Source organism: Mesorhizobium sp. M8A.F.Ca.ET.161.01.1.1, from assembly GCF_004792105.1.
Classification (GTDB): Bacteria; Pseudomonadota; Alphaproteobacteria; order Rhizobiales; family Rhizobiaceae; genus Mesorhizobium.
Genome location: NZ_SRTD01000388.1, coordinates 1 through 301, shown reverse-complemented (window position 1 = coordinate 301; position 301 = coordinate 1). Strand labels below are relative to the sequence as shown.

General features: G+C 64.1%; 1 pseudogene. It reads left to right on the top strand.

The annotated features are described in order from the left end of the window. Nucleotides 1-204: 204 nt before the first annotated feature. Nucleotides 205-301: pseudogene (locus EN804_RS36210) on the top strand (recombination protein RecR); the annotation flags it as partial.

Genomic DNA, 301 nt, shown 5'->3' with positions numbered 1-301 from the left:
TCTTCCGATCTCTGCAACCGCGCAGGTCGTCACCTCGTTCCCGGACGCGCCGGCACAGCCGGCGATGGCATTTGAATCGACGCCCGAGAATACCGACGCCATCGGCGCGATGATCGCCAGCCAGAGCCGTCCGCTGGAAGCATACTAAAGACAGCGCGCAGCGCTGGTGTTCCAAAGCGCGCGGAAAAATCCTAAACCGATGCGATGTCCAAGCGAATCGCCGGTCCCGAGATCGAACGCCTGATCCAGTTGCTGGCCAAGGTGCCGGGGCTCGGTCCGCGTTCGGCTAGGCGCGCCGCAC